Below are 22,574 nucleotides of genomic sequence, written 5' to 3' on the forward strand. Positions count from 1 at the left end.
GCCCGGGCCCCTGTGTCCGGCCGACGGCGCGCTCTCGGCGGCCGCGGCGTGCTGACGTCCACAGTGTTCGGGATACTCCCCTACGTCGCCGGTCAGTCTACCCGGTCGCACGACGACGCCCCGACCCGCGGCGGGCGGAGCGGGGCGTCGTCGGGCCCGCTGGTGCGGGCCGCGGGTCAGCGACGCCACGGTGGCCAGCACCAGGGTGCCGACGATGACGCCGAGGGAGACGAACGTGGAGATCTCCGGGACGGCTGTCACCGGGTGGCCGCCGTTGATGAAGGGCAGCTCGTTCTCGTGCAGGGCGTGGAAGACGAGCTTGACGCCGATGAAGGCGAGGATGAACGCGAGCCCGTGCTTGAGGAACACGAGACGGTCCATGAGCCCGCCCAGCAGGAAGTAGAGCTGGCGCAGGCCCATGAGGGCGAAGATGTTGGCGGTCAGGACGATGAACCAGTTCTGGGTGAGGCCGAAGATCGCCGGGATGGAGTCCACCGCGAACATCACGTCCGTCAGGCCGATCGTGATGAACACGACCACCATGGGGGTGAACATGCGCCGGCCGTCCACGGTGGTGCGCAGTCGGTTGCCGTCGTAGTCGGGGGCCACGTTGAGGCGGCGGGTCAGGCGGGCCACGACGCCCGGCTCGGACTCCTCGTCCTCGCCGTCGTCCTTGAGCTGCTGCCAGGCGGTCCAGAGCAGGAAGGCGCCGAAGATGTAGAACACCCACGTCAGGTGCTCGATGGCGACGGCGCCGACCGCGATGAACACCGCGCGGGCGATCAGCGTGATGATGATGCCCACCATCAGCACCTCCTGCTGGTAGCGGCGGGGCACCTGGAACGTGGCCATGATGATGAGGAACACGAACAGGTCGTCCACGCTGAGGCTGTACTCGGTGACCCAGCCGGCGAGGAACTCGGTGCCGTGCTGTGCATCGCCCAGGGCGAAGAGCAGCCCCGCGAAGACCAGCGCCAGCGCCACGTAGAACCCGATCCACAGGCCGGCCTCCTACATGGAGGGCTCGTGGGGGCGGCGCGCGACGTACAGCAGGTCGAGCAGGAGGATGACGCCGAGGACCACAAGGGTCGTGATCTCGAAGACGGGACTGAGCACGTCCATGGAGGGGTTCCTTTCGTGGGGGCCGCGCCAGTCTAGACGGGTGCGGTCCCGCGCGCGGATGCGGGTGGGCCCGGTCTCAGGCTGCGCCGGGGGCGGTCAAGCCGAGGGCGAGCCAGACGACGACGGCGCCGGCGGCGGCCAGGCCCCAGCTGGCGAGGGAGCCGATGAGGAACTCCTCCGCGCGCGAGCCGGCTCCGCGGTCCGCCGAGATCTCCGGGAAGCGCACGATGCCCTTGGCCGCCATCAGGGCCGCGATCACCGGATAGGCCTGCGCGAGCCCCAGGACGACCATGAGCAGTCGCTCCATGGGCCCGATGTAGCGACCGCCGCGCAGGCCGTCGGCCGCGGGGTCCGTGGGCGCGGCGGACGGCACGGTCGTGGGCTCCGCCGCGGGGTCCTCCGCCTCCTCGTCGCCCCCGTCGGCGGACCGGCCCGCCAGGGCGAGGACCGCGCGGGTGACCCGGTTGCCGGTCTCGGTCAGCGCCACCGCCACCGCCGGCAGCGTGAGGGCCGGTGGCGCGGAGCGCAGGCCCGCGGGCGCCAGGGTCGACTCGAGCACGGCCACCAGGCCGACCGTGGCCACCACCGCGACCACCCCGAGCGGCCGGTCCGGGTGCAGCCACGTCCAGCCCATCAGTAGGCCGAGGGACACCAGGCCGCCGCCCACCGCGACGGCCACGCCGGTCGGCGCCAGCACGGCCACCAGCACCGCGGCGAGGACGGCGGCCACGGCCGCGCCGGCCCGGGCGAGCCACCGCCGCCGGGGGGCGGGCCAGGCGCCGGGCAGGACGGCGTCGAGCAGGTCGTGCAGCCCCAGGGCGAGCAGTGCGAGGGCGGTCACGGCGCGACCTCCGTCGCCGCGGCGGCGAGCTCGGCGTCCAGCTCGAGCAGCCGGCCGATCCCGGACCGCGCGACGGTCTGCGACACCGCGGACTGCGTGATCCGCTCCGCCCGTGCGGCCTCCGCCTGGGTCGCCCCGCCCAGCAGGGCTGCGGCGATCCGGCGTTCGCGGGCCTTGAGCCGGCCGAGGACGTGGTCGCGCAGCAGGGCGAGCCCGTCCACGGCGGCGGTGAGGGACGGGTCCGCGGCACGGAAGGCGGTCGCGGCGCCGGCGGCCCGCTCGTGCGCGTGCTCGACGGCCTCGCGGGCCCGATACCAGGCCGTGCCGTCCTCGATGCCGTCTCCGCCGGCGTCCAGGGCCCGCCGCTGCCCCAGGCCGATCCCGAAGCGCAGGTCGAGGCCCGGGGGCAGGGCGAGCGTGACGCGGACGGTCAGCCGGAGCGCGTCCGGCCAGGTGCGGTGCAGCGCCTGGAACTCGTCGCCGACGCTGGCCCAGGCGGGGCGCAGCGGCGGGACGTCCTGTTCCGCGGCCGCGAAGGCGGCCAGGATCTGCTCCTGCGCGCGCTCCCGGTCCGGGAGGGCGCGGGAGCCGACGATGTCCGCGATCACGGCCGCGACCGGGGGTGCTGCGCTCATGGCGTCACACTATCACTGATATGACGACATTCATCAGTGTTTTCATAACACCCTGGGTCGGCATCATGCCGGGTGGTCACTGCTCCCGCTTCATCTGCCGCAGCTCCTTCTTGAGCTCGCCGACCTCGTCGCGCAGGCGGGCGGCGAGCTCGAACTGCAGGTCCGCCGCCGCCTGGTGCATCTGCTTCGACATCTGCTCGATCAGATCGGCCAGGTCCTTGGCGGGCAGCGACGCCGGGTCCACCGCCGGAGCCTCGGTGCCCTCCCCTGTGGTCGCGTCCCGGTCCAGCGAGCTGAGGCCTCGGTGGCCCATGCCGAAGTCGAACCCGGACTTCACGCCGCCCATGCCCTTGAGGAAGTCGGCGGTGTCCGCGTCCTCCCGGGCCAGCTGGTCCGTGATGTCCGCGATGCGCTTGCGCAGCGGCTGGGGGTCGATCCCGTGCTCCTCGTTGTACGCGATCTGCACGGCCCGGCGCCGCTCGGTCTCGTCGATCGCCCGCCGCATGGAGTCCGTGACGTTGTCGGCGTACATGTGGACCTCGCCGGAGACGTTGCGGGCGGCGCGGCCGATGGTCTGGATGAGGGAGGTGGTGGAGCGCAGGAACCCCTCCTTGTCCGCGTCCAGGATCGCCACGAGCGAGACCTCGGGCAGGTCCAGGCCCTCGCGCAGCAGGTTGATGCCCACCAGCACGTCGAAGGTGCCCTTGCGCAGCTCCCGCAGCAGCTCCACGCGGCGCAGCGTGTCCACATCCGAGTGGAGGTACTCGACCTTCACCCCCGCCTCGAGCAGGTAGTCCGTGAGGTCCTCGGCCATGCGCTTGGTCAGCGTGGTCACCAGGACGCGCTCGTCCTTGGCCGTGCGCACGCGGATCTGCTCGAGCAGGTCGTCGATCTGCCCCTCGGTCGGCTTGACCACCACCTGCGGGTCCACCAGCCCGGTGGGCCGGATGATCTGCTCGACGTAGCCGTCCGCCTGGCCGAGCTCGTAGGCGCCCGGCGTCGCGGAGAGGTACACGGTCTGCCCGATCCGCTCGAGGAACTCGTCCCACTTCAGCGGGCGGTTGTCCATGGCCGAGGGCAGGCGGAAGCCGTGCTCCACGAGGGTGCGCTTGCGGGACATGTCCCCCTCGTACATCGCGCCGATCTGCGGGATGGTCACGTGGGACTCGTCCACCACGAGCAGGAAGTCGTCCGGGAAGTAGTCCAGCAGGCAGTGCGGGGCGGAGCCGGCGGGACGGCCGTCGATGTGGCGCGAGTAGTTCTCGATGCCGTTGCAGTAGCCCATCTGCTGCATCATCTCGAGGTCGTACGTGGTGCGCATGCGCAGCCGCTGCGCCTCGAGCAGCTTGTCCTGGGACTCCAGCTCCTGCAGCCGCTCCCGCAGCTCGTCCTCGATGGTGGTGATCGCCCGGCCCATGCGCTCGTCGCCGGCCACGTAGTGCGAGGCCGGGAAGATGTACATCTCCTCCTCCTCGCGCACCACCTGGCCGGTGAGCGGGTGCAGGGTCTGGATGGACTCGATCTCGTCCCCGAAGAACTCGATGCGCACCGCGAGCTCCTCGTACATGGGGATGATCTCCACGGTGTCCCCCCGCACCCGGAAGGTGCCGCGGTGGAAGTCGACGTCGTTGCGCACGTACTGCATCTGCACGAACCGCCGCAGGAGCACGTCCCGGTCCATCTCCGCACCGCGGCGCAGGGTGACCATCTGCTCGATGTACTCCTCGGGCGTGCCGAGGCCGTAGATGCAGGAGACGGTGGCCACCACGATCACGTCCCGCCGGGTCAGCAGCGCGTTCGTGGCCGAGTGGCGCAGCCGCTCGACCTCCTCGTTGATGGAGGAGTCCTTCTCGATGAAGGTGTCCGTCTGCGGGACGTACGCCTCGGGCTGGTAGTAGTCGTAGTAGGAGACGAAGTACTCGACCGCGTTGTTGGGCAGCAGCTCCCGGAACTCGTTGGCCAGCTGCGCCGCGAGCGTCTTGTTCTGCACCATCACCAGCGTGGGCCGCTGGAGGCGCTCGACGAGCCACGCCGTCGTCGCCGACTTGCCCGTGCCGGTGGCGCCCATCAGGACGACGTCCTTCTCCCCCGCCTCCACGCGCTCGGCGAGCTCGGCGATGGCCTTCGGCTGGTCACCGGAGGGCTGGTAGGGGGAGATGACCTCGAACGGGGCGACGACGCGGTTGATCTTCTGGGCCAGGCTCATGGCAGAACCCTACGTCGCGCCCCGGACACCCCGGCGGTCAGTCCGCCGAGGGCTCAGCCGCGCCGGGGGCGAGGAACCGGTCCCACACCTGGTTCGCCACGGACGCGAGCCGCTCGAGGTCGGCGTCGTTGACGATGACCACGTCCGCGACGGCGCGCCGCTGCTCGTCCGTGGCCTGGGCCGCGATCCGCGCCTCGGCGTCCGCGCGGCTCATGCCGCGGTCCTCCACCATCCGGCGCAGGCGCTCCTCGAGCGGGGCCTCCACCACGATCACGAGGTCGAACGCGTCCGCCTGCCCGGTCTCCACCAGCAGCGGCACGTCCTGGACCACGACGGCGTCCGGCCCGGCCTCGGCGACGATGCGCCGGGCCGCAGCCCGGATCCGGGGGTGCACGATGCGGTTCAGGCGCTGTCGGGCGCCCTCGTCCCCGAAGACGATGCGGGCCATCTCGACGCGGTCGAGCTCACCGTCCGCGGTGATGACGCGGTCCCCGAACTCGTCCTGGACGGCGGCCAGCCCGTCGGTGCCCTTCTCGAGGACCAGCCGGGCGAGGGCGTCCGAGTCCACCAGGAGCGCGCCACGCTCCTGCAGGACACGGGCCACCGCGGACTTGCCGGCGGCGATCCCGCCGGTCAGGCCCACATGGACGCGCGGCCGTTCGGCCACCGGGTCGGTCTCGGTCATACGCGCTCTCCTCGGGCGGCCTCGAGCTGAGGCTGGATCTTGGCCTCCCAGTATGCCCGGACGGCCTCCTGCAGGTCCTCGAGCGAGCCGTCGTTCTCGATCACGGTGTCCGCGATCTCGGCCCGCTCCTCGTCCGCCGCCTCCTCGTCGATGAAGGCCCAGGCCCGCTCGCGGGTCATGTCGTGGGACTCCATGAGCCGGGCGACGCGCACCTCGGCGGGAGCGGAGACGGCCAGCACCTGGTCGAAGTCCTGTCCGGAGCCGGTCTCGGCCAGCAGGGCCAGGTCGACCACCAGCACGGAGTCCTCGCCGATCTCGCGGGCCCGGCGGTTCGCCTCGTCGCGCACCGCCGGGGAGACGATCTCGTACATGCGCGTCCGGGCGGTCGAGCTCTCGGTGGTGAGCCGGTTGAGGGTGCGCGCGTCCAGGGTGCCGTCCGCGCGGACGATGTCCTCGCCGAAGACCGAGCGGAGCTCCTCGAGCACGGGGTTGCCGGGCACGAGGATCTCCCCCATCAGGTCGTCGAACTCCACGACGACGGCGCACAGCCGCTCGAGCTCCGCGCCGACCTCGGTGCGGCCCGCGGCGATGCCGCCGGTCAGGCCGACGGTGACGAGGGCCTTGGCCGCGTCGATGCGCTGCTGGTGCCACGTCTTCGGGGTGTGCGTGTCGTTCTCCGGCTCGGTGCCGACCTCGAACTCGGGGCGGATCACGAAGTCCGAGACGTCCACGCCGTCCTCGGTGGCGCGGCGGCGGTACTCCTCGACCGGCAGCACCTGCTTCCACTGGCGGGTCCGCATGGGCCGCGCGGCACCCGCGTCCTCGCGCAGGGCCTGCAGCAGCAGTGCGGCCTGCGTGACGGTGATGAGCAGGATGGGCAGGCCGATCACGATGATGACCTCCTGCAGCGCCGCCAGGCCGTTCTCGCCCGCGGTGAGGATGATGGCCGCGCAGACCGCGCCGATGGACACGGCCCAGAACACGGACTGGCGGCGGGGCGCGGCATCCTCGTGGCCATTGGCCATCGCGTCCATCACGAGCGCGCCCGAGTCGATCGAGGTGATGAAGAACAGCGTGATGACCACGAGCGCCACGACCGCGGCCACCGTGTAGAGCGGCGTGCCCTGCAGGTGCTGGAACAGGGCGGCCTGGACGTTGCCGTCGGTGACGATCGTCTGCGTGAGGTCACCGCCCTGGCCCGGCGCCGGCGCGGTGGCGCGGTCCGACTGGAACGCGGAGTAGCCGTAGATGCCCATCCAGATGATGACGAACGCCGTGGGCAGGCCGAGGCCGGCCATGATGAAGGAGCGGATGGTGCGGCCGCGTGAGATGCGGGCGAAGAACATCCCCACGAAGGGCGCCCACGTCACGGTCCAGGCCCAGTAGAAAACGGTCCAGTCACCGGACCACTGGCCCGAGTTGTACGTGTCGTTGTAGGTGGAGAGCACGGGCAGCATGGAGGCGTACTCGCCGATCGCCTGCACGGTGCCGCGGATGACGTCCATGCTGGAGACGGCCCACATCAGGACGTACACGAGCAGGGCGATCGCCAGCAGGATGTTGGCGTAGGACAGCCGCTTGACGCCCTTGTCCATGCCGACCAGCACGGAGGCCGTGCCCACGGCGGTGACGACGGCCAGGATGAGCGCCTGGACCCAGCCGGCCACGGGGGTGCCCAGCACGTAGTTCATGCCCGCGTTGATCTGCAGGGCGCCCAGGCCCACGGACACGCCGAGGCCGAACACGGTGGAGACCACGGCGATGATGTCGATCGTCTTGCCGATGGGGCCGTGGATGCGATCGCCGAGGAGGGGCTGGAAGGCGGAGGACACGCGCGGGGGCAGCTTGCGCTTGTACGTGAAGTAGCCGAAGCACAGGCCCGGGACGAGCAGGATCGCCCACATGTGGATGCCGAAGTGGAAGTTCGCGATCGCCATGGCCTCCGAGGCCGCGCGGTCGGAGAACGGCTCCGTCCCCGCCATGGGCGGGTTGGCGTAGTGGTTCATCGGCTCCGCGATGCCCCAGAACATCAGCACCGCGCCGACGCCGGCGGCGAACATCATGCCGAACCAGGTCAGGCCGGAGTACTCCGGCACCGCGTCGTCGTCGCCGAGCTTGACCCGGCCGTACCGGGTCACGGCGAGGATGAACAGGAACGCCACCAGCAGGGTCAGGCTGAGGGTGTAGATCCAGCCGACGTCGTAGCGCAGCCAGCTCGAGACCACGCCGAAGGCCGCCTGGACCGGGCCAGGGAACAGGCCCATCGCGGCGGTGAAGAGCACGACCGCGGCGGCCGAGCCGAAGAAGATCGCCGGACTCGTGCGGAGCCCCAACGTGTCGTGCAGGCGAGTGAGCGGGGAAGTCATGAGTCTCCCGGGACAGGGTCGTGGGAGGCCCGCGGCGGCACGCGTGCTCGCTCACCGGTGGGCCGGTGCCGGGTGGCACGGTCTTCCACTGTACCGAAGCTCACGTCCGGGCTCGACGGCGTGCCCGTCCTCGGCCAGCCCCTAGGGTGGGGTCATGCCCGATCCCGCCCCCGCCCCGACCGCGCGCTGCACGGTCCTGCCGGCGTCCGCCCGCGACCCCGACGGCTGGCTGGAACGGGAGGTGGAGATCCGCCGCAGCCGCTTCCTCACCTACCTCGGGCGCGTCGAGGACGAGGCGCAGGCGCGCGAGATGGTCGCCGTCCTGCGGCGCCGGCACCACGACGCGCGGCACGTGTGCAGCGCGTTCGTCCTCGGCCCCGCCCGGGACCGGATGCGCTCCAGCGACGACGGCGAGCCCGCCGGCACGGCCGGCGTCCCCATGCTCGAGGCCGTCCTCCAGCGCGAGACCGCGCCGGGCCGGACCGACCTGACGGACGTGTGCGCCGTCGTCGTGCGCTGGTTCGGGGGGATCAAGCTGGGCGCCGGGGGCCTGGTGCGCGCCTACTCGGACTCGGTGTCCGGGGCACTCGACGCCGCCCCGCTGCGCACCCGCTCCCGGCTGGCCCTGCTCGCGGTGGAGGCGCCCCACACCGACGCCGGCCGGTGGGAGAACGAGCTGCGCGCGGCGGGCGTGTCGGTGCTGGAAGCGAGCTACGGCGCCGCGGCGGTCCGCCTGACGGTCGGCGTGCCGGACACCGAGGAGGCCCGCGCGGCGTTCGCGGCGCGGCTCGCGGACGTCACGGCCGGCGCGGGGCGTGCGGAACGGATCGGAGAGGACTGGGTGGACCATGAGTGAGCCGTTGCCCCGGGGGGTCACCCCCGATGTCGCCCGTGGCGGGCTGCCGGACGACCTCACCGCGGGCGTGGACTTCGCGGCGCTGGATCGGTGGCCGCTGCCGACCGAGCCCGACCGCCAGGCCCACGACGCGGCGGACCTGCTCCTGCTCGACACCCTGGCCGGGTGGATCGCGAGCGGGCACGTCCCCGGCCCGGTGGCCGTCCTGGAGGACCGGCACGGCGCGCTGACCCTGCCCCTGCTCACGGCCGGCCACGACGTGCGGATCCACCAGGACGACGCCTCCGCCGAGCGCTCGCTGGACGCGAACCTCGCCGCGTGGCGCGCCGCCGGTCGCCTCGGCGGGGAGGCGGGCGAGCTCGAGCGAACGGCCACGCCCGAGGACGCGGCCCGGGGAGCCCGGACGGTCCTGCTGCCGCTGCCCCGCTCGCTCGACGAGCTCGACCGGCTGTCCCGGATCGTCGCAGCCGCGGCCGACCCCGGCGTGGTCCTGCTGGCCGGCGGCCGCGACAAGCACATGAGCCCGCGCATGAACGCGGTGCTCGGCGCGGCCTTCGAGGACGTCGTCGCCGGACGGGGCCGCCGCAAGGCGCGCGTGCTCACGGCCCGGGGCCCGCGTCCCGGCGTGACCCCCCGGCCACCGGAGGAGGCCGACCGCGACGTCCCCGGCGTGGGGAGCCTGCATCTGGTGGCCCACGCCGGCGCCTTCGGTGGTGCCGCCGCCGACCCGGGCTCCCGTCTGCTGCTCGCCTCGCTCGCCGACGACCCGCGCCCGCCCGGGCGCGTCGTGGACCTGGGCTGCGGCAACGGGCTGCTCTCGGTCGGGGCGGCGCGGCTGTGGCCGCACGTCACCGTGCTGGCCACCGACCAGTCCGCCGTGGCGGTGGCCTCGACGCTGGCCACGGCCCGCGCGAACCGCGTGGCGGACCGCGTCCGGGCCGTGCGCGACGACGCCCTGGCCACGTGGCCGGACGGGACGGAGGAGTGCGTGCTCCTGAATCCCCCGTTCCACGACGGCAACGCCGTGGACCCCTCCGTGGCCCACCGGCTGGTGGCGGCCGCGGCGCGGGTGCTGGAGCCGGGCGGCCGGCTGTGGTGCGTCTGGAACTCGCACCTGCGGTACCGGCCGGTGCTGGAGGACCTCGTCGGGCCGACCCGGCAGACGGCGCGCGACCGCACGTTCACCGTGACGGTCTCCGAGCGCCGCTGAGCGCGGCCGTCGGGTCCCGTCCGCTCCCCCACGGCCAGCCCCCCGGGACGCGACGACGCCCCGCCCCTCCGGAGGGAGGGACGGGGCGTCGGGTGCTCGGCGCGGGCCGTCAGGGACGGTCACGCACCGCGGCGATCAGTTGCCGGTGAGCTTCTCGCGCAGGGCGGCGAGGGCCTCGTCGGAGGCCAGGGTGCCTCCGTCCGAGGACGGGGCCTCGGAGGAGTAGGACGAGCCGCCCAGGCCCGCACCGGCGTCGGCGCCGGCGGTGGCCTCCTCCTGGAGGGAGCGGCGCACCTGCTCCTTGTGGGCCTCCCAGCGGGCCTGAGCGTCGGCGTACTGCTGCTCCCAGGCGGCGCGCTCGGTCTCGAAGCCCTCCATCCACTCGTTGGTCTCGACGTCGAAGCCCTCGGGGTACTTGTAGTTGCCCTCCTCGTCGTACTCCGCGGCCATGCCGTAGAGCGCCGGGTCGAACTCGGTGCCCTCGGGGTCCACGCCCTCGTTGGCCTGCTTGAGGGACAGGGAGATGCGGCGACGCTCGAGGTCGATGTCGATGACCTTGACGAACAGCTCGTCGTTGACCGACACGACCTGCTCGGCGGTGTCGATGTGGCGCGAGGCCAGCTCCGAGATGTGCACGAGGCCCTCGATGCCGTCCTCCACGCGGACGAACGCACCGAACGGCACGAGCTTGGTGACCTTGCCCGGCACGACCTGGCCGAGGGCGTGGGTGCGGGCGAAGAGCTGCCACGGGTCCTCCTGGGTCGCCTTCAGCGACAGGGAGACACGCTCGCGGTCCATGTCCACCTCGAGGACCTCGACGGTGACCTCCTGGCCCACCTCGACGACCTCGGACGGGTGGTCGATGTGCTTCCAGGACAGCTCGGAGACGTGCACGAGGCCGTCCACGCCGCCCAGGTCCACGAAGGCGCCGAAGTTGACGATGGAGGACACGGTGCCGTTGCGGACCTGGCCCTTCTCCAGCTTGTGGAGGAAGTTGGAGCGGACCTCGGACTGGGTCTGCTCGAGCCAGGCGCGGCGGGACAGGACCACGTTGTTGCGGTTCTTGTCCAGCTCGATGATCTTCGCCTCGAGCTTCTGGCCGATGTAGGGGGCCAGGTCGCGCACGCGGCGCATCTCCACGAGGGAGGCCGGGAGGAAGCCGCGCAGGCCGATGTCGAGGATGAGGCCGCCCTTGACCACCTCGATGACGGTGCCCTCGACGACGCCGTCCTCCTCCTTGATCTTCTCGATGTCGCCCCAGGCGCGCTCGTACTGGGCGCGCTTCTTCGAGAGGATCAGGCGACCCTCCTTGTCCTCCTTGGTGAGGACCAGGGCCTCGACGGTGTCGCCCACGGCCACGACCTCGTCCGGGTCCACGTCGTGCTTGATGGACAGCTCGCGGGACGGGATGACGCCCTCGGTCTTGTAGCCGATGTCGAGCAGGACCTCGTCGCGGTCCACCTTGACGACGGTGCCCTCGACGAGGTCGCCATCGTTGAAGTACTTGATGGTCGCGTCGATGGCGGCGAGCAGGTCCTCGGCAGAGCCGATGTCGTTGATGGCGACCTGCGGGGCGTTGGAAGTGGTGGTCATGTAGGAGGGACTCCGTTGGGATCGGGGGTCACGTCGGGATCGATGCCGCCGGTGGGCGGCATGCGGGCACCAGAGGGGCCCCACCCGGCGTGGGTCGTGATGGACATGTATCAAACGCGCACGAATGTGCTCGTCCAGCGTATCAGAAGCCGACGAGGGTGTGCAGGGGTCGGCTGGGTCGCACAAGCCCGTCGAACGCCTCCGCCGCGCCGGCCCGCAGCTCCGCCACGACACCGGCCTCCGCCAGCACCGCGGCGCCGGCCCCGCGGGAGTGCCCGCCGAGCCAGAGCGCGGAGAACCGGGCCGCGTCGAGCCGGAGTCCCGCGCCCAGGCCCACGGCGTCGGCCGCGGGGCCCAGCCGCTCGGCGGCGCCGCGCCCCTGGCGGACGGTGAGCCGCCACGTCCCGTCGATCGCGCCGAGCGCGTCCTCGACGGCGACGACGACCTCCCCGTCGCCCGCCCAGCCACGGGCCGCCATGGCGGCGGGCAGGTTCAGGACCCGCAGGTACAGGTCGTCGGAGCCGCGGTGCCGGCTCACCCGCCGCTCGTCGACGAAGAGCGCCTCGAGCCAGCCGGGCTCGGGGGCGCGGCCCCACTCGATCCGCTCGACCAGGTCCAGTCGGGCCAGGTGGTGGACGAGCCCGCGCCGCGCGTCGGCGGTCGCCGCGAGGAACGCGGTGACGGTGATCGTGGGCGGCTCCTTCTCCCAGCCCTCGAACCGATACAGCGCGACGCCCTGGACCCGCCCGTCGTCGTCGCGGTGGACCGCCGCGTACAGCCCCGAGCCGCGCCCCTCGTTCCGACTCGCCTCGCGGTCCTCCCAGCGAGGCACGCTGAACGAGGTCCGCTGGACCGAGCCCGGGGTGGCCGGCAGCACCCGCCCGTACAGCTCGTCCACGAGGCCGGGGATCTCCCGCGGCTCCTCGACCGTGACCCGCCCGCCGGCCGGGGCGCCCGTGAACGCGGGGGCGCCCGAGACGTCGATCCGCACGGCGTGCCACCGGGTGGCGGCCCCGAAGCCGAAGCGGCCGTAGATGGCGGCCTCGGTCGCGGTCAGGGCGGCCGCGCACAGGCCGGCGTCGCGGGCGTCCGCGAGGGACCTGAGCATCATGGCCCGCAGCACGCCGCGCCGGCGGGCGTCCGGCGAGACGGTCACGTCGGTGATCAGCCAGGCGTCGACGGTGCGGCCGGGCGACGTGGTCAGCGGCTGCACGAAGTCCTCGAAGGTGGCGGCGGGGCGGCGGGCCGCCGGGTCGTCCCCCGGCGCGTAGACGCCGAGCCGGCGCCGTCCGTCGGCCGCGTGGGCCTCGAGCTGCTGGCGGAGCGCGGCGCCCGTGGGCACCGTCTCGTAGAAGCCCCGTTCGACCGCGGCCGCGAAGTGCGATGCGGCGGGGTCCTCGGGGCCGAGGACCCCGAGGTCGCGCAGCGCGAGGCCGTGCTCGCCGAGCCGGTCCTCGGCGGCGTCGGCCAGCCGCCGCAGCGACGGACCCTCCGGCGCGTCAGTGTGCGGCGTCATGCCAGCTCCTTCCCTGGCCGACGTGCACGTCGAGCGGCACGGAGAGCTCGGCGGCCCGGCCCATCCGCTCCTTCAGGAGCGCCGTGGCCTTCTCGAGCTCGGCGGCCGGGACCTCGAGGATGAGCTCGTCGTGGACCTGCAGCAGCAGGCGCGAGGCCAGCCCGTGCTCCTCGAGGCCGGCCTGCACGTCGAGCATCGCGCGCTTGATGATGTCCGCGGCCGAGCCCTGGATGGGGGCGTTGAGCGCGGCGCGCTCGGCCATGTCCCGCAGCTGACGGTTGTCCGAGCTGAGGTCCGGGAGGTAGCGGCGGCGCCCCTCGATCGTCGAGGTGTACCCGTCCTGTCGGGCCTGCGCGACGACGTCGCGCAGGTAGTCGCGCACGCCGCCGAAGCGGTCGAAGTAGCCCTTCATGAGGCCGCGCGCCTCGTCCACCGAGATCTTCAGCTGCTTGGACAGCCCGAAGGAGGACAGCCCGTAGGCCAGGCCGTAGCTCATCGCCTTCACCTTGGCGCGCTGCTCGGCGGTGACGTCGTCCGGGTCCACGCCGAACACCTGCGAGCCGACGAACGAGTGCAGGTCCTCGCCCTCGCGGAAGGCCTGGATCAGCCCCTCGTCCTCGGACAGGTGCGCCATGATGCGCATCTCGATCTGGGAGTAGTCGGCCGAGAGCAGCACGGCCTGCTCGCCGGCCACCTCGTCCGCCACGAACACCTCACGGATGCGGCGGCCCGCCTCGGTGCGCACCGGGATGTTCTGGAGGTTCGGGTGCAGCGAAGACAGCCGGCCCGTGGCGGCGGCGGTCTGCGAGTAGGTGGTGTGGATGCGGCCGTCCGGGGCGACGGTCTCGAGCAGCCCCTCCACGGTCTGCCGGAGCTTCGTGGCGTCACGGTGGGCCATCAGGTTCTCGAGGAACGGGTGCCGGGTCTGCTCGAGCAGGTCCTGCAGCGAGTCCACGTCCGTGGAGTAGCCGGTCTTCGTCTTGCGCGTGCGCGGCATGTTGAGCCGCTCGAACAGCACCTCCTGCAGCTGCTTGGGCGAGCCGAGGTTGACCTGCATCCCGCCGGTCTCCTCCGCGACGGACGCCCACGCGGACTCCTTGGCGGCGTCGGCGGCGTCGGTGAAGTCCTCGCGCAGGCCGGTCAGGGCGTCGACGTCGACGGCGATGCCGGTCAGCTCCATCCGGGCGAGCAGCCGCGAGAGCGGGATCTCGAGCTCCTGCAGCAGCCGCTGGGCCCCGCGGTCGAGCACCTGGGGCGTGAACTGGGTGGAGAGACGGCGCACCACCCAGGCGGCCCTCACGGCGTCCGCGGCGCGGTCCGCGCGTTCGGCGGCGGCCTGACCCCCGTCGAGGTCGAACGTCCCCTGCGCCCGCTGCTGCGCGGGCTCGCGCGGGGCGGTGAGGGGGGTGTGCAGATGCGCCTCCGCCAGCGCCTCGAGCGAGGTGTCCCGCCGGTCCGGCTGGATCAGGTAGGCCGAAAGCAGCACGTCGTCCACCACGCCGTCCAGGGCCGCGTCCCGGCCGAGCCCGTCCCCCTCGGTGGGCGCGGCCAGCGCCTTGAGCGTGCGCTTGAGGTCGTGCACGGCCTTGGCCAGTCCGCCCTCGCCCAGGGCCTCGCGCACGGCGGCCACCAGCGCCGGGTCCGGGGCGTCGCCGTCGAGGGTGACGTGCAGGCCCGCGTGCTCGCCCACCAGCGCGACGCCGACGGGCGTGCCGAACGTGCCGGGCACGGGCACCTTGCGGCGGGGCAGCAGGGCCGGGCCCTCGACGTCCACGTGGACGCCGAGCAGGTTGCCGGCCTCGGCGGCGAGGAAGGATCGCACGTCCTCGGCCGTCGTCGCCTCGGTGAACTCCGGGGCGGCCTCGACCTCGGGGGGCGGCGCGTCCTCGCCCACCCGCTCACCGAACACCTCGAACACGCGCTCCCGGATGCGGTTGAACTGCAACGCGTCGAACAGCTCCTCCACGGGCTCGCGCTCCGGCATCTCGAGCCGCATCGCCTCGAGCCCGATCGGCAGGTCGAGGTCGCGCACGAGGGCGTTGAGGCGGCGGTTGCGGCGCACGTCCTCGAGATGCTCGCGCAGCGCCTCCCCCTTCTTGCCCGTGATCTCGTGCGCGTGCGCGAGCACGCCGTCGAGGTCCCCGTACTGCTTCAGCCACTTCGCGGCGAACCCGGGGCCGACGCCGGGCACTCCGGGCAGGTTGTCCGCGGCCTCGCCGACGAGGGCCGCGAGCTCGGGGTACTGGGCGGGGGCGACCCCGTACTTGGCCATGACGGCGTCCGCATCCATCGGCGGGATGTCGGAGACGCCCTTCTTGGGGTAGAGCACGGTGGTGCGCTCGGAGATGAGCTGGAACGCGTCCCGGTCACCGGAGACGACGACGGCCTCCCACCCCGCCTCCTCGGCGCGCGCGGACAGCGTGGCCACGATGTCGTCGGCCTCGTAGCCCTCCAGCGTGAGCGTGGGGATGCCCAGGGCCTCCATGACCTTCACGGTCAGCTCGATCTGGCCCGCGAACTCCGCGGGCGTCTCGGAGCGGCCGGCCTTGTACTCACCGTACTCCTCGGAGCGGAACGTGGGCCCGGAGAGGTCGAACGCCACGGCCACGTGCGTGGGCCGCTGCTGCCGGATCATGGTCAGGAGCATGGCGGTGAAGCCGTACACGGCGTTTGTGTGCTGGCCCGTGTCCGTGGCGAAGTTCTCGGCGGGCAGCGCGTAGAACGCGCGGAACGCCATCGAGTGCCCGTCCAGGACCAGCAGCCGCTGCGGGGCCTCTGGGGTCGGATCTGCCGCCATGGGTGCTCACGTCTCCTCTCGGCGCGCGGCGCGGGGCGCGCCGGTCGCGTGTGCCAGCCTAGTGCTCATGAGTGAGCACACCGAGACCACCCCCGCCGCCTCCGAGCGCGTGTACCGCCCCGGCGTCACCCCCGAGCTGAGCCCCGCCGAGCTGGCGGCGGCCTGCGCCGAGGCCGGTCTGACGCCCGAGCTCGTCGCCGCGCTCGGCGGCGCGGCGATCAGCCCCCTGGCCCAGAAGATGGGCCTGCGCTTCCTCGAGCTCACGGCCGAGCGCGCCGTCGCCACCCTGCCCGTGGCAGGCAACGAGCAGCCCGTCGGGCTGCTGCACGGCGGCGCCCACCTCGTCCTCGCCGAGTCCCTGGGCTCGATGGCCGCGAAGATCCACGCCGGGCCGGACCGCAACGTCGTCGGGGTCGAGATCAGCGCCACGCACCACCGGGCCGTCCGCTCGGGCCTCGTGACCGGCACCGCGACCGCCGTCCACCTGGGCGGCACCCTCGTCACCCATGAGGTGGTGATGACGGACGGGCAGGGCCGGCGGCTCTCGACCGTGCGCATGACGAACATGCTCCTCGACGCGCGCTGAGGCACGCCGCCCGGGCGGGCCGGCCCGTGCCTCAGTCCATGTCCGGAAGGCGCGGGGCCGCTCGGCCACCCTCGCGGCCGGGGGTATCCTCGGCGAGCTCGTCGTAGTGCCCCGGATTCATGGGCACCCCAGTGAGGTAGGCCGAGCGGCCCAGGGCCATGGTGGCCACCGAGGCCGAGCCCAGCTGCAGCACCACGATCAGGGCCACCTTCACGAACGCGGCCACCCCCGGGGCCAGTAGCAGGGCGCCCACCACGATCAGGATCATCCCGACGCCGCCGGCGGTGCCCACGGCGGAGACGCGGGTGTAGGGGTCGGGGAACCGGATCAGACCGAGTCCCGCGGTGACGAACGCAAGGGCTCCGATCACCACGAGCACGGAGCCGGCGGCGGTCAGGACGACGTCCACGGGTGCGACCTCCTCAACGCTTGCCGCGCGTGAGCGCGCGGGCCAGGGACATGCCGGACAGGAAGGCCACGACCGCGGCGATCAGGACCAAGTCGAACGTCCACGGGTTGTCCGCCCGGACGCCGAACAGCACGAGCATCCCGAGCACGCTGAACGTGAGCAGGTCGCCCGAGACCGCGCGGTCCGCGTCGAGCGGGCCCACCACGATCCGGTACGCGGACACGAGCGCCGACACGGTCAGCAGCGCGATGGCCAGGTCGATCCCCACCAGGGACCAGTCGTAGGCGAAGGGCATCATGCCACCCCCGTCTTCCGCATCGCGTGGAGCATGCGCGCCTCCATGTCGTGGATCTCCGCGCGCAGGGCGTCGGCGTCGTCAGCGTACAGGCCGTGCACGTAGAGCAGGCGCCGCGCGTCCGGGTCACCGTCCTCGTCACCGACGGCGCCGGCACGCCGGGTGCCCAGCGTCAACGTGCCGGGCGTCAGGGTGATCAGCGCCGAGAGCAGGGTGACCTCGGCGTCCGTGCGGCAGTTGCTGCGCACGCGGGCGATGCCCGAGCGCGCCTGGACGCCGGGGGTGACGAGGTCCTTGATGACCGCCTTCGAAGAGGTCACCAGGGCCCACGCGTACCAGCACCAGAACACGAGCCACCGCCAAGGCCAGGACACGGCGGAGGCCGTGCCGGGCGCCAGGTCGACGGTCCCGTCGGCGGGGGCGACGGTGTGCATGGGGGCGTCTCCTTCCGGAGGCTGCGGGAGTGCGGTGCTCATGGGTTGAGCACCGCCTCGATGTACCTGCTGGGGTCCATCAGGCCCTGAGCCGCGAGGTCGGTGACGGTCCACAGGGCCTGACCGCCGAGCCCGAGGGCGAGGGTGGCCATAGCTAGGACGACGGCGGGGGCGGCCAGCCGGCCTGGGATGCGGGAGCGCGTGACGTCCTCGTCCGGATCCACGGTCACCGGCAGCACGCCCGTGGGCGGATCGAGGGTTTCCTGCGAGGCCCACGACTCGGTGCGCTCGTGGTCGGTGCTCGAGCCGCGGCCGGAGGGCGACGGCACGGAGCCCGCCCGGCCCACGATGGGCATGGCCGCGGTGGCCAGGCGCTCGCGGTGCCCGTGTGGGGCCGTCGGAGCGCCCCAGAACCAGGCGTCCCACACCCGCAGCAGAGCCCACAGGCTCACCAGGGAGGCGCCCAGCACCAGCGCAGCGGTGACACCGCGGCCGGCGTCCAGGCCGGCGCTGACGAGCATGAGCTTGCCCACGAACCCGGAGAAGGGCGGGATGCCGACCAGGGAGAGCAGGCCCACGAAGAAGGCGACGGCGATCAGCGGCTCGCGCCGGGCCAGGCCCTGCAGGTCCGCGAGACGGCCGGTGCCGTAGCGCACCTCGATCGCGCCGGCCGCCATCAGGAGGCAGCCCATCGCCACCATGTGGTGCACGAGGTAGAACAGGCCCGCCGCGAGACCCAGGCGCGTGGAGAGCCCGAGTCCGACGAGGATGCCGCCGATGCCGCTCACCATCTGCCACGACAACACGGCGCGCACACCGTGCTCACCGACCGAGGCGAGCGCACCCACCACGAGGGTGGCGAGGGACAGGACCAGGATGAGCGGCAGCAGACGCGCATCGCCGTCGTACATGACGGAGTAGATCCGGTAGAGCCCGTACACGGCGACCTTGGTGTGCAGGGCGGCGAAGAGGGCCGTCACCGCCGGGGAGGTCGAGGAGTACGCCCAGGCCAGCCAGCCGTGCAGCGGGGCCACCGAGGCCTTGATGGACAGTGCGAACAGCACCATGCCCGCGGCGATCGCGATGCGTGGGTCCGCCGCGGCGGACCCGGCGAGCATCGCGAGGTTCACCGAGCCGGTCAGCCCGTAGACGAAGCCGACGCCGACCAGGAGGATCGTGGAGGTTAGCAGGTTGAGGGTGACGTACAGCCGCGCCCCGTCCACTCGGCGCAGGGGCTCACGGCGGTTGGCGGAGAGGACGTAGAGGCCGTAGCTGGGCACCAACATGACCTCGATGAACACGAACAGGTTGAACAGGTCCGCCGTCAGCAGGGCGCCGTTGACTCCGCCGATGAGGATCAGGAGCAGCGGGGCGAAGAACTGGGAGTTAGCGACGCGGGAGCCGTAGGCGAACGCCGCGCCCACGATCGTGAGGGCGCTCGTGAGCACGAGCATCAGGGCGGACAGCATGTCCGCTGCGAAGCCGATCCCGATGCCCCCGGGCCAGCCGCCCAGCGAGGTGGCGAGCACGGACCCGTCGAGGGCGTGGACGCCCAGGGCCAGCCCGCCGGTGGTGACGAGTCCGAGCACCGCGAACAGGACTGCCCGGTGGAGGCGGGGACGCTCCCCCGCCAGCACGAGCAGACCGGCGGACAGCAGCGGGACGGCGGCGAAGAGGGGCAGCAGCTGGCCCAGCGGGACGGCGCTCATCGACGCACCTCCGGGCCCTGGCCGGCGTAGTGCTGCGCGATCCGGCCGGCCGCGGCGTGCCGCTCCTCGCGCGGGAAGCGTGCGTCGGCGGCGGCCTGCTCCAGGGAGTCGCGGGTCTCCCCCGGCGAGGCCACCGCGTCGTCCGCGCGCCCGGTGACGGCCAGCGCGAGCAGCAGCACGGTGATCGCGAAGGCGATCACGATAGCGGTCAGGACGAAGGCCTGCGGCAGGGCATCGGCCTGCACCTCGACGTCTGAGGTCCCCGCGAAGGGCAGCCCGCGGCGGTCGGTGCCGCCCGCGGCGATGATGGCCAGGTTGGCGGCGTGGCCCAGCAGGACCATGCCGAGGATCACGCGCAGCAACTCGCGCTTGGAGAACAGGTAGAACGCGCCGAAGGTCAGAAGTCCCACGGTAAGGGCGACGGTCATCGGGTGACCTCCTCTCGTGCAGTCGTGGTGGTCGGGGCCGAGGGATCGGAGGACGGGGCCGCCGGCGCGACGCCGGGGTCACGGCTCGAGGCGCGGAGCGGGTCCTCACCCGGCCGCTCGGGGCCGAGCAGGGAGAACGCGGCCACGATCAGGCCGATCACGGCCAGGTACACGCCCATGTCGAACGCGAGCGTGGTGGAGAGCCCGTAGTCCAGGACCTTCACTCCCGCGGCTCCGAGGAAGCCCTTGCCGGTGAGGTAACCGACGATCCCCGTCGCGGTGCCGACGGCGATGCCCGAGCCGATGAAGGCCAGGTACGGCCACCGCAACTCCGGGGCCGTGTCCGAGTCGGCGGCCAGGTAGAGCAGGGCGTAGCCGGCACCGGCGACCAGTGCGGCGATGAAGCCGCCGCCGGGCTCGTAGTGCCCGCGCAGCAGCAGGAACGCGGACAGCAGGATGATCAGCACGCCGAAGACACGGCCGAACACCCGGATGTGGACGAGGTTCTCGCGCACGTGGGCGAGTGGGGAGCGCATGTCCACGGCGGAGGGCTGTGGAGGCGTCGGCCGACGGTTGAGCAACAGGGCCGCGATGGTCAGCGCCGTCGCCCCGAGCACGGTCATCTCGCCCCACGTGTCCACGGCGCGGAAGTCCACGAGGATCACGTTCACCACGTTGGTCCCCCCAGCCTGGGCATAGCTCTGGGTCAGGTAGAAGTGGGCGATCTCCGACATGCTGGAGCGGCCGGTGAACGCGAGCACGCCCAGGGTCGCGGCGACGCCGGCGACGGAGGCGGCGAGGACCGCCTGCATCCTGCGCGGGGTCGGCTCGTCGCTGAAGCGGGCGGGCAGGCGGCGCAGCAGCAGCACCATGACGCACACCGTGAGCACCTCGACCATCAGCTGGGTCAGGGCCACGTCCACGGCGCCGAGGGTGAGGAACCACAGGGTCATGCCGAACCCTACGACGCCGACCACCACCATGGCGGCGATGCGCGTCTTGGCGCGGATGGTGGCGATCACGCCGGCACCCACCAGGACGACCAGCACCCAGTCGTGCCAGCGCGAGGGCTGGCCGACGACGGCGGGCAAATCCTCGATCGTGGCGACACCGGCCACGGCGAGGAGCCCCAGGACCAGGGCGGGGATGAGGAGGTGGGGATGAGGAGGTGGGGGCGGGGAGCCAGGGTGCCGGAGGCGCGCGAGACGACCGCGCCGACGCCGATCAGCCGGTGCCGAACCTCGTCCACCGCATCCAGGGCGGAGAACGGCAGGGCGGCGTGGGAGGCCACGCGCTCCACCGGGCGGCGCAAGGCCACCAGCAGCAGACCGAGCACGATGATGGCGGCGGAGACGAGCAGGGCCGTGTTCACGCCGTGCCACAGCGCCAGGTGCGCGTGCACCTCCGCGCCGGAGGCGGCCTCGGCCGCGTATGAGACGGGGGTGTCCAGCACACCGGGCAGCAGGCCCAGGGCCACGCCCGCGGCCGCGGCCAGCACGGGCACGCCCCAGAAGGTGGCAGGAGCCTCGTGGACCTCGTCCTCCCGGCCGGTCGGCCACGAATGGGCGGCCCCGTCCGGGCTTGGACCCCAGAGGCCCAGGGCGCCGAGCACGAGACGGCCGGAGTAGGCCACGGTGAACACGGAGGTCAGGGCGATGCCGGCGGTGACGAGGACGGGGAGCCATGCGGGACCGGGGGTCCCGAGAGCGGCCTCGACCAGGCCCTCCTTGGAGATGAAGCCGAACAGCGGCGGGATGCCCGCCATCGACAGGGCGGCGACGGCGATCGCCGTGCCGGTGACCGGCATGCGCACGTGGCGGGCCGCGAGCTCTCGCAGGTCGCGGGTGCCGGCCTCGTGGTCGACCACGCCGATCAGCATGAACAGCGCCGACTTGAACAGCGCGTGCGCCACGGTGTGCACGATCGCCGCGGTAAGCGCGACGGGGGTGCCGATGCCGATGGCGGTCACCAGCAGGCCCAACTGGCTCATCGTGGAGTAGGCCAGCAGACCTTTGAGGTCGTGGCGACGGATCGCGGAGACGGCGCCCAGCAGGGCCGTGATGAGGCCCGAGCCGATCAACAGCGCGGACCACACCGGGTTCCCGGCCAGGACCGGGCTGAACACCAGCAGCAGGAAGATGCCGGCCTTGACCATCGCCGCGGCGTGCAGGTAGGCGGAGACCGGGGAGATGGCCACCATGGAGTCCGGCAGCCACGCCTGGAACGGGAACTGGGCGGACTTGGTGAACGCGGCCACCGCCAGCAGGACGGCGACCGTGGTGGTGAAGCCCGCCTCGGACCACACGTCCGAGGCCAACACCCCGGACAGCGAGGCAGTGCCGGTCCGCACGGCCATGAGGGCGACGGCGGCCAGCAGCGCGAGGCCGCCGCCCACGGTCACGAGCAGGGTCCGGATCGCGGGGTCGCGGGCATGGTCCCCCGAGCGCCCGATGAGGAAGAAGGAGGTGAAGGAGGTGAACTCCCACGCAACGAAGAGGACCACGATGTTGTCGGCGAGCACCAGCAGCAGCATCGACGCCGCGAACGCGGTCATCAGCAGGTAGAAGGAGCCGGGTCGGCTCTCCGTGCGGTCCCGGCTGAGGTACCGGCTGGAGTAGGCGAGGATCGCGGCGCCGATGACGAGGACGATCATGGCGAACACCAGGGCCAGGCCGTTCAGCCGGAGGTCGAGGTCCACCCCGACCGCGGGGATCCACGGATGGTGCTCCGTCCGGACGTCGCCCGTCCACGCCGCGATCAGCACGCCGGCCGCGGCGAGCAGGGGTGCGGCCAGGACCCAGCCCGCATCCCTGCCCAGCACGCGGGAGGCCGGAACGGCCGCCACCACCGAGAGGAGGGTCAGCAGGAGACTGGTCAGGAGCACAG

The 22,574-nt window shown here is 72.7% G+C and carries 18 protein-coding genes and 1 pseudogene; 3 read left to right on the forward strand and 16 right to left on the reverse strand.

The window, feature by feature from the left end; genetic code table 11:
• Positions 1-177: 177 nt before the first annotated feature.
• The 6 genes and pseudogenes from J1M41_RS09350 to coaE (J1M41_RS09375) all read right to left on the reverse strand — a co-directional run.
• Positions 178-1,122, reverse strand: a pseudogene (locus J1M41_RS09350) (TerC/Alx family metal homeostasis membrane protein); the annotation flags it as partial.
• Positions 1,123-1,198: 76 nt separating this feature from the next.
• A complete protein-coding gene (locus J1M41_RS09355) occupies positions 1,199-1,963 on the reverse strand; it encodes a hypothetical protein (RefSeq protein WP_061867947.1) in 765 nt (254 codons plus the stop codon).
• Positions 1,960-2,598 carry a SatD family protein gene (locus tag J1M41_RS09360; protein ID WP_044658956.1) on the reverse strand — a complete coding sequence of 213 codons (639 nt, stop codon included), beginning with the start codon at positions 2,596-2,598 and terminating at the stop codon, positions 1,960-1,962. Before J1M41_RS09360 ends, J1M41_RS09355 begins: the two co-directional genes overlap by 4 nt.
• 76 nt (positions 2,599-2,674) lie before the next feature.
• Positions 2,675-4,804, reverse strand: coding sequence for an excinuclease ABC subunit UvrB (uvrB, locus tag J1M41_RS09365; RefSeq protein ID WP_100058001.1), 2,130 nt, complete (start codon positions 4,802-4,804; stop codon positions 2,675-2,677).
• 37 nt (positions 4,805-4,841) lie between these two features.
• Positions 4,842-5,489, reverse strand: a complete 648-nt coding sequence (coaE, locus tag J1M41_RS09370) for a dephospho-CoA kinase (protein ID WP_036315330.1) — start codon at positions 5,487-5,489, stop codon at positions 4,842-4,844.
• Positions 5,486-7,855 (reverse strand): dephospho-CoA kinase, encoded by a 2,370-nt coding sequence (gene coaE, locus J1M41_RS09375; RefSeq protein ID WP_206451630.1) that lies wholly within the window; start codon positions 7,853-7,855, stop codon positions 5,486-5,488. Before coaE (J1M41_RS09375) ends, coaE (J1M41_RS09370) begins: the two co-directional genes overlap by 4 nt.
• Before the next feature lie 154 nt (positions 7,856-8,009).
• On the opposite strand from coaE (J1M41_RS09375), the gene J1M41_RS09380 reads away from it, so the two are divergent.
• Complete coding sequence (locus tag J1M41_RS09380; RefSeq protein WP_041102704.1) at positions 8,010-8,711, forward strand: YigZ family protein; 702 nt, start codon at positions 8,010-8,012, stop codon at positions 8,709-8,711.
• Entirely contained in the window at positions 8,704-9,921 is a 1,218-nt protein-coding gene (locus J1M41_RS09385) for a methyltransferase (protein WP_230260433.1), read from the forward strand. The genes J1M41_RS09380 and J1M41_RS09385 overlap by 8 nt, the downstream gene beginning before the upstream one ends.
• Before the next feature lie 135 nt (positions 9,922-10,056).
• Here J1M41_RS09385 and rpsA read toward each other — a convergent pair whose 3' ends face one another.
• The 3 genes from rpsA to polA form a co-directional block, all read right to left on the reverse strand.
• The gene (gene rpsA, locus J1M41_RS09390) at positions 10,057-11,514 is read right to left on the reverse strand and encodes a 30S ribosomal protein S1 (RefSeq protein WP_036315338.1); all 1,458 of its coding nucleotides are present in this window, start codon (positions 11,512-11,514) and stop codon (positions 10,057-10,059) included.
• Positions 11,515-11,656: 142 nt separating this feature from the next.
• Positions 11,657-13,030, reverse strand: a complete 1,374-nt coding sequence (locus tag J1M41_RS09395) for a GNAT family N-acetyltransferase (protein WP_155933116.1) — start codon at positions 13,028-13,030, stop codon at positions 11,657-11,659.
• Complete coding sequence (gene polA, locus J1M41_RS09400) at positions 13,014-15,827, reverse strand: DNA polymerase I (RefSeq protein ID WP_206451631.1); 2,814 nt, start codon at positions 15,825-15,827, stop codon at positions 13,014-13,016. Before polA ends, J1M41_RS09395 begins: the two co-directional genes overlap by 17 nt.
• Positions 15,828-15,894: 67 nt before the next feature.
• On the opposite strand from polA, the gene J1M41_RS09405 reads away from it, so the two are divergent.
• Positions 15,895-16,413, forward strand: coding sequence for a PaaI family thioesterase (locus tag J1M41_RS09405; RefSeq protein WP_155933120.1), 519 nt, complete (start codon positions 15,895-15,897; stop codon positions 16,411-16,413).
• Between the two features lie 31 nt (positions 16,414-16,444).
• Here the strand turns inward: J1M41_RS09405 and J1M41_RS09410 are convergent, their stop codons facing one another.
• From J1M41_RS09410 to J1M41_RS12095, 7 genes are read right to left on the reverse strand one after another with little or no spacing between them, the layout of a single operon-like run.
• Positions 16,445-16,822, reverse strand: a complete 378-nt coding sequence (locus J1M41_RS09410) for a monovalent cation/H(+) antiporter subunit G (protein ID WP_010078746.1) — start codon at positions 16,820-16,822, stop codon at positions 16,445-16,447.
• Between the two features lie 13 nt (positions 16,823-16,835).
• The gene (locus J1M41_RS09415) at positions 16,836-17,120 is read right to left on the reverse strand and encodes a monovalent cation/H+ antiporter complex subunit F (protein WP_010078747.1); all 285 of its coding nucleotides are present in this window, start codon (positions 17,118-17,120) and stop codon (positions 16,836-16,838) included.
• The gene (locus J1M41_RS09420; RefSeq protein WP_010078748.1) at positions 17,117-17,551 is read right to left on the reverse strand and encodes a Na+/H+ antiporter subunit E; all 435 of its coding nucleotides are present in this window, start codon (positions 17,549-17,551) and stop codon (positions 17,117-17,119) included. The genes J1M41_RS09415 and J1M41_RS09420 overlap by 4 nt, the downstream gene beginning before the upstream one ends.
• A gap of 38 nt (positions 17,552-17,589) precedes the next feature.
• Positions 17,590-19,260, reverse strand: coding sequence for a monovalent cation/H+ antiporter subunit D family protein (locus J1M41_RS09425; protein ID WP_010078749.1), 1,671 nt, complete (start codon positions 19,258-19,260; stop codon positions 17,590-17,592).
• A complete protein-coding gene (locus tag J1M41_RS09430; protein ID WP_010078750.1) occupies positions 19,257-19,688 on the reverse strand; it encodes a cation:proton antiporter subunit C in 432 nt (143 codons plus the stop codon). The genes J1M41_RS09425 and J1M41_RS09430 overlap by 4 nt, the downstream gene beginning before the upstream one ends.
• Positions 19,685-20,779, reverse strand: coding sequence for a hydrogen gas-evolving membrane-bound hydrogenase subunit E (gene mbhE, locus J1M41_RS12090; RefSeq protein ID WP_241247895.1), 1,095 nt, complete (start codon positions 20,777-20,779; stop codon positions 19,685-19,687). The genes J1M41_RS09430 and mbhE overlap by 4 nt, the downstream gene beginning before the upstream one ends.
• Positions 20,707-22,572, reverse strand: a complete 1,866-nt coding sequence (locus tag J1M41_RS12095; protein ID WP_342214095.1) for a proton-conducting transporter membrane subunit — start codon at positions 22,570-22,572, stop codon at positions 20,707-20,709. Before J1M41_RS12095 ends, mbhE begins: the two co-directional genes overlap by 73 nt.
• Between the last annotated feature and the right edge of the window lie 2 nt (positions 22,573-22,574).

It is taken from the genome of Micrococcus sp. KRD096 (assembly GCF_017168495.1).
Classification (GTDB): domain Bacteria; phylum Actinomycetota; class Actinomycetes; order Actinomycetales; family Micrococcaceae; genus Micrococcus; species Micrococcus luteus.